This window comes from Kineococcus vitellinus (assembly GCF_009906315.1).
GTDB lineage: Bacteria > Actinomycetota > Actinomycetes > Actinomycetales > Kineococcaceae > Kineococcus > Kineococcus vitellinus.
Genome location: NZ_JAAALL010000269.1, coordinates 1 through 6,201, shown reverse-complemented (window position 1 = coordinate 6,201; position 6,201 = coordinate 1). Strand labels below are relative to the sequence as shown.

The 6,201-nt window shown below is 76.2% G+C and carries 5 protein-coding genes; all 5 read right to left on the bottom strand.

Going from position 1 to position 6,201, the window contains the following annotated elements:
* Positions 1-225: 225 nt before the first annotated feature.
* Entirely contained in the window at positions 226-564 is a 339-nt protein-coding gene (locus GTQ99_RS18535) for a P-II family nitrogen regulator (protein ID WP_166617200.1), read from the bottom strand.
* Complete coding sequence (locus GTQ99_RS18530) at positions 561-1,901, bottom strand: ammonium transporter (protein WP_166617199.1); 1,341 nt, start codon at positions 1,899-1,901, stop codon at positions 561-563. The genes GTQ99_RS18535 and GTQ99_RS18530 overlap by 4 nt, the downstream gene beginning before the upstream one ends.
* Positions 1,902-2,092: 191 nt before the next feature.
* Positions 2,093-3,301, bottom strand: coding sequence for a signal recognition particle-docking protein FtsY (gene ftsY, locus GTQ99_RS18525; protein WP_338075100.1), 1,209 nt, complete (start codon positions 3,299-3,301; stop codon positions 2,093-2,095).
* A gap of 54 nt (positions 3,302-3,355) precedes the next feature.
* The gene (locus GTQ99_RS18520; protein ID WP_166617198.1) at positions 3,356-3,619 is read right to left on the bottom strand and encodes a hypothetical protein; all 264 of its coding nucleotides are present in this window, start codon (positions 3,617-3,619) and stop codon (positions 3,356-3,358) included.
* A 109-nt stretch (positions 3,620-3,728) separates the two neighbouring features.
* Positions 3,729-6,201: AAA family ATPase (locus GTQ99_RS18515; protein ID WP_166617197.1), on the bottom strand; the 2,473-nt coding region annotated here is incomplete at its 5' end.

Genomic DNA, 6,201 nt, shown 5'->3' with positions numbered 1-6,201 from the left:
CGGCCAGCAGGGAGGGCAGGGGCGCCAGGGCCTGCTCCCACACGTCGCGCAACCGGGACTCCACGAGCTGGACCAGCTCTGCGCGGCGGTGCGGGCCGGGTCGTCCGGCCCGCACCGCCAGCGCGAGTCGCTCGGTGCGCAGGTCAGCGCTCAGCGTCGACCTGCCCGAGGCGGTGTTCCACGGTGCGCTCCCTCAGGGGCCGTCGGGTTCGGGGGGCGTGGGGCTCACAGGGCGTCGGGGCCGTGCTCGCCGGTGCGCACGCGCACCACGTCCTCGACGGGCTGGGTCCACACCTTGCCGTCGCCGATGCGCCCGGTCTGGGCGCTCTTGACGACGACCTCGACGACGTCGTGGACGTCGACGTCGTCGACGAGGACCTCCACGCGCACCTTGGGGACCAGGTCGACGGTGTACTCGGCGCCGCGGTAGACCTCGGTGTGCCCGCGCTGGCGGCCGTAGCCGGAGGCCTCGGAGATGGTCAGGCCCTGGATGCCGTAGGACTCCAGCGCCGACTTCACGTCGTCGAGCTTGTGCGGCTTGATGATGGCGGTGACGAGTCTCATGCGCTGACCTCCGAGGTCCCGGGAGCTGCGTGGCGGGCGTCGGGGCGGGGAGCGCCGCCGCCGGCGCCGATGCGGCCGGCGCCGCCGCCCAGGGTGCCCCAGTCGTAGCCGGACTCGGCGTGCACGACCTGGTCGATGCCGGCCACCTCGTCCTCCTCGTCGATGCGGAAGCCCATCGTCTTGTGGATGACGGTGCCGATGACCCAGGTGGCGACGAAGGAGAAGACCATGACGGCGACGGCGGAGTAGAGCTGGATCCAGAGCTGGCCCGCGCCGCCCCCGTAGAAGAGGCCGTCGACACCGGCCGGGGCGTCGGCGGTGGCGAAGAAGCCGATGGCGATGGTGCCCCAGAGCCCGCCGACGAGGTGGACGCCGACGACGTCGAGGGAGTCGTCGTAGCCGAGCTTGTACTTCAGGCCGACGGCCAGGGCGCACAGCACACCGGCGACGACGCCGACGACCATCGAGGTGACGGGGTTGAGCGCGGAGCAGGCGGGGGTGATGGCGACCAGGCCGGCGACGGCGCCGGAGGCGCCGCCCAGGGAGGTGGCGTGCCCGTCGCGGACCTTCTCGGTGAGCAGCCAGCCCAGGATCGCGGCGCAGGTGGCGGCGAGGGTGTTGACCCAGGCGACCGCGGCGGTCCCGTTGGCGGCGGTGGCCGAGCCGGCGTTGAAGCCGAACCAGCCGAACCACAGCAGCCCGGCGCCGAGCATCACCAGCGGCAGGTTGTGCGGGCGCATCGGCTCGCGGCCGAACCCGCGGCGCTTGCCGAGGACGAGCGCGAGGGCCAGGGCCGCGGCGCCGGCGTTGATGTGGATCGCGGTGCCGCCGGCGAAGTCGATGGCACCGGCGCCGGCGATCCAGCCGCCGACCTCGGAGACGACCTCGTCGAAGGAGAACACCCAGTGCGCGACGGGGAAGTAGACGACGGTGGCCCACACGCCGGCGAAGACCATCCAGGCGCCGAACTTGGCGCGGTCGGCGATGGCGCCGGAGATCAGCGCGACGGCGATGATGGCGAAGACGGACTGGAAGGCCACGAAGGCCATGGCGGGCAGCGTCCCGACGAGGTCGTCGGCGCCGAGCAGGCCGGAGAGGCCGAAGTACTCGGACGGGTCGCCGAGCAGGCCGCCGCCGACGTCGTTCCCGAAGGCCATCGAGAAGCCGTACAGGACCCACAGGACCCCGATCAGGGCCATGGCTCCGAAGCTCATCATCATCATGTTCAGGACGCTCTTCGCGCGGACCATGCCGCCGTAGAAGAGCGCGAGACCGGGGGTCATCAGCAGCACGAGAGCAGCGCTGGTGAGGACCCAGGCGGTGTCACCGGTGTCCATGGGCAGCAGGGCCTTCCACGAGGCCGGCGGGGCCGGCGAGGGCGGGGAGCGGGAGCGGGACCCACCGTGGCGCCCACGCGTTACAACCCCTCGCGCGCCGTGTTTCGCGTTCGTGACGAGCGGCGGCCCCGTGTGAACATCACGTAACGCGCACGGTCGCGCGCCCGCGCCCGCCCCGCCCCACCGGCGGCTCAGGCCAGCAGCGCGTCCACGAAGGCCTCGGGCTCGAACGGCGCCAGGTCGTCGGGGCCCTCGCCGAGGCCGATGAGCTTGACCGGCACGTGCAGGCTGCGCTGCACGCCGACGACGATGCCGCCCTTGGCGGTGCCGTCGAGCTTGGTGAGCACGATGCCGGTGATGTCGACGACCTGGGAGAAGACGGCCGCCTGGCGCAGGCCGTTCTGGCCGGTGGTGGCGTCGAGCACGAGCAGGACCTCGTCGACCGGGCCGTGGCGCTCCACCACCCGCTTGACCTTGCCGAGCTCGTCCATGAGGCCGACCTTGTTCTGCAGCCGGCCGGCGGTGTCGACGAGGACGACGTCGACCTCGTCCTCGATGCCCTGCTTGACGGCGTCGTAGGCCACGGAGGCGGGGTCGGCGCCGTCGCGCTCGGAGCGCACGGTCGGCACCCCGACCCGCTCGCCCCACGTGGCCAGCTGCTCGGCCGCGGCGGCGCGGAAGGTGTCCGCCGCGCCCAGGACGACGTCCTTGTCCTCGGCGACGAGGACGCGGGCCAGCTTGCCGACGGTGGTGGTCTTGCCGGTGCCGTTGACGCCGACGACCAGGACGACCGCCGGGCGGCCGGGCCGGCCGTCCTCGCCCTCGTGGCGGGTGGTGGCCAGGGAGCGGTCGACGTCGGTGCCGACGGCCCTCAGCAGCTCCTCGCGCAGCATCTCCCGCAGCTGCTCGGGCTCGCGGGTGCCCAGCACGCGCACCCGCTCGCGCAGCGCGTCGACGATCTCGGTGGTGGGGTCGACGCCGACGTCGGCCAGCAGCAGCGTCTCCTCGACCTCCTCCCACGTGGACTCGTCGAGGGTGTCGCGCGAGAGCAGCGCGAGCAGCCCGTGGCCGAGGGCGGAGTTGGAGCGCGCGAGCCGCTCGCGCAGGCGCACCAGCCGGCCCGCGACGGGTGCGGGCCGCTCGGTCGTGGGCAGCTCGTCGGGCAGCTCGACGTCGTCGACCGTGCGCAGCGGGGAGTCGCGCGGATCCTCGGCGTCGTCACCGACCCCGGGCAGCGGCAGCTCGTCCGAGCGCGGCCCGACGCTGGAGCGGCCGGCCTGCTCCCCCGGCCGCGGCAGCGACCCGCGCCGGCGGCGCGGGCGCACGAGGCCGGCGACGGCGCCCACGCCCGCGAGGGCGATGAGCACGACGATGCCGATGACGATCTCGATGGTCTCCACGGGCCTGGATCCTCGCAGACGGCGACCGCGGCGAGCGCGGGCGCACCGCCCCCGTCAGCGCACCGGGGCGGTGCCGCGCTCCTCGCCGGCGGGGGTGCGGGAGGCGTCCAGGCGCTCGCGCACGCGGGCCTCCAGCGCCCGGGCGGCCCGCGCGCGCCAGGCGTGCGCGAGCGGCAGGACGCGGTCGGCCCAGGCGTCGAGGCGGGCGATGAGCCTGCTGCCCCGCCTGCGCATGGGCGCAGCGGCGACCGACAGCAGGACCACCAGCGCCAGCCCCACCGTGCACGCGAACGTCACGAGCATCGTCGTCATCACCACGCGTCCCACACTGCCCCGCGCGCCACGGGGGCACCACCCGGCGTGCCGACCGTTGCGACCCCGTGACCAAGTGCTCACCGCAGCGTCACCGCGGCGCCGCCGGCGGGCCTCACGACGCCGGCGGGACCTCTTGCGGGACTCCCTGGCGGGGCGCCTGCGGGTCCCGCAGCCGCTGGCTGACGACGGTGCTGACGCCGTCGCCGCGCATCGTCACCCCGTAGAGCGCGTCGGCGATCTGCATCGTGCGCTTCTGGTGGGTGATGACGATGAGCTGGCTGGAGGAGCGCAGCTCCTCGAAGAGGGTGATGAGCCGCGACAGGTTCGCGTCGTCGAGCGCGGCCTCCACCTCGTCGAGGACGTAGAAGGGGCTGGGGCGGGCGCGGAAGATCGACACGAGCATCGCCACCGCGGCCAGCGAGCGCTCGCCGCCGGACAGCAGCGAGAGCCGCTTGACCTTCTTGCCCGCCGGGCGCGCCTCGACCTCGATGCCGGTGGCGAGCATGTCGGAGGGGTCGGTGAGCACCAGGCGCCCCTCGCCGCCGGGGAAGAGGCGCGGGAAGACCTGCTCGTACTGCGCGGCGACGTCGGCGAAGGCCTCGGAGAAGACCTTCTCCACGCGCTCGTCGACCTCCTTGACGATGTCGAGCAGGTCCTTGCGGGACCTCTTGAGGTCGTCGGACTGGGTGACGAGGAACTGGTGGCGCTCCTCCATCGCCGCGTACTCCTCCAGCGCCAGCGGGTTGACCTGCCCGAGCTGGCCCAGCGCCCGCTCGGCGGCGCGCCGGCGCTTGTCCTGCTCGGCGCGCACGTAGGGCCGCGGCTGCGGCGGGGTCTCCGGCTCGGGGTCGCCGGGCGCCGGCGGGGACGGCGGGACGAGCTGGTGGGGGCCGAACTCCTCCACGAGGACGTCGGGGTCGGTGCCCAGCTCCTCCAGCGAGCGCTGGCGCAGCTGGTCGATCCGCCAGCGCTGCTGGGCGCGGGCCACCTCGTCGGCGTGCCGGGTGTCGCCGAGGCGCTGCTGCTCGGCCTGCAGGGACTCCACGGCGCGGCGGGCGCCCGCGACCTCCTCGGCGAAGCGGACGCGGGCCGCCTCGGCCGCCTCGCGCAGCCGGGAGGCCTGCTCCGCGGAGGACTCCCAGGCGGCCAGCGCGCGCTGGGCGCCCTCGCGCACCCGCGTGGCCACCCGGGCCTGCTCGGCGCGCTCGGCGCGGCGGGCCGCGGCGCGCTCGCGGGCGGCGAGCTCCTCGCGGGCCTGGCGCTGCAGGGAGTCGGCGCGCCCGGCCAGGGCGCGGGCGCGCTCCTCGGTGGTGCGCAGCGCCAGGCGGGCCTCGGTCTCGGCGCGCCCGAGGCCGCGGGCCGCCTCGGCCAGCCGGTCGCGCTCGTCGGTGGAGACGTCCCCGTCGTCGGCGGGGGCCGCCGAGGCCGCCTCGAAGCGCTCCTCCAGGTCGGCGAGCTCGCGGCGGTCGCCCTCCAGGCGCTCGGCGACCTGGGAGCGGGTGGCGCGCAGCCGCTCGGCCTCGGCGGCCGCCGAGCGCACCGCGCCGCCGAGCTGGCCGAGCTGCTCGGCGACGGCGTTCATCCGCGCGTCGGACTCGTGCAGCCGCTCCAGCGCCGCCTCGACGCGCTCGGCGGCGGCGGAGCGCTCCGCGGTGGTCTGCTGCAGGGTGAACTGCGCGCGCTGGACGCGGTGCCCGGCGGCCGACAGCGCGTCGGCGGCCTCGTCGACGGCGGCCTGCACCTGCAGCAGGCTCGGCGCGGAGGAGGACCCGCCCGCCGCGCGGTGGGCGGCCAGGACGTCGCCGTCGCGGGTGACGGCGACGAGGTCGGGGCGGGCGGCGGCCAGCTCGCGGGCGGTGGGCAGGTCCTCCACGACGACGACGTCGCCGAGCAGGCGCTGCAGCGCGCCGCGCAGCTCCCCGGGCGCGCGGACGAGGTCGAGGGCGGCGCGGGCGCCGTCCGGCACCGACGGCGGTGGGCCGCCGGTGGCGGGCCCGGCGACGAGCATCCCGGCGCGCCCGGCGTCGGCGGCCCGCAGGTGCTCGATGGCCTCGGCCGCGGAGGCCGGGGAGGCGACGGCGACCGCGTCGGCGGCGGCCCCGAGCGCGGCGGCGACGGCCTGCTCGTAGCCGCCCTCGACGCCCAGCAGGGCCGCCACGGAGCCGAGGACGCCGGAGACGGCGGGCCCGGCGGCGAGCAGGGCGCCGGCGCCGTCCTTGCGGTCCAGGCCGATCTCCAGGGCCTCCTTGCGCGCGGACCAGGTGGCGCGCTCGCGCTCGGCGGCCTGCAGCTCCGCGCGGGCGGCCTCGTGGGCCTCCTCGGCGCGCGCGAGCGCGGCGGCGGCGCCCTCGTGCTCGCTGTCGAGGTCCTCCTCGCCCTCCTCGACACCGGCCACCTGCGTCTCCAGCGCGGTGAACTCGGCCTGGGCGTGCTCGCGGCGCTGCTCGGCGTCGGCGAGCGAGGCCGACAGCCGCTCCAGCTCGGCCTCGGCGGCCTCGACGCGGCTGCGGCGGGCGGCGACCTGGCCGCCGAGGCGGGCCAGGCCCTCGCGGCGGTCGGCGGCGGCGCGCAGCGCGGCCGCGACC

Excerpts from the sequence above, each read along its gene's own strand:
- GTQ99_RS18535 (WP_166617200.1), bottom strand. The coding sequence starts at position 564 with ATGAGACTCGTCACCGCCATCATCAAGCCGCACAAGCTCGACGACGTG.
- GTQ99_RS18530 (WP_166617199.1), bottom strand. The coding sequence starts at position 1,901 with ATGGACACCGGTGACACCGCCTGGGTCCTCACCAGCGCTGCTCTCGTG.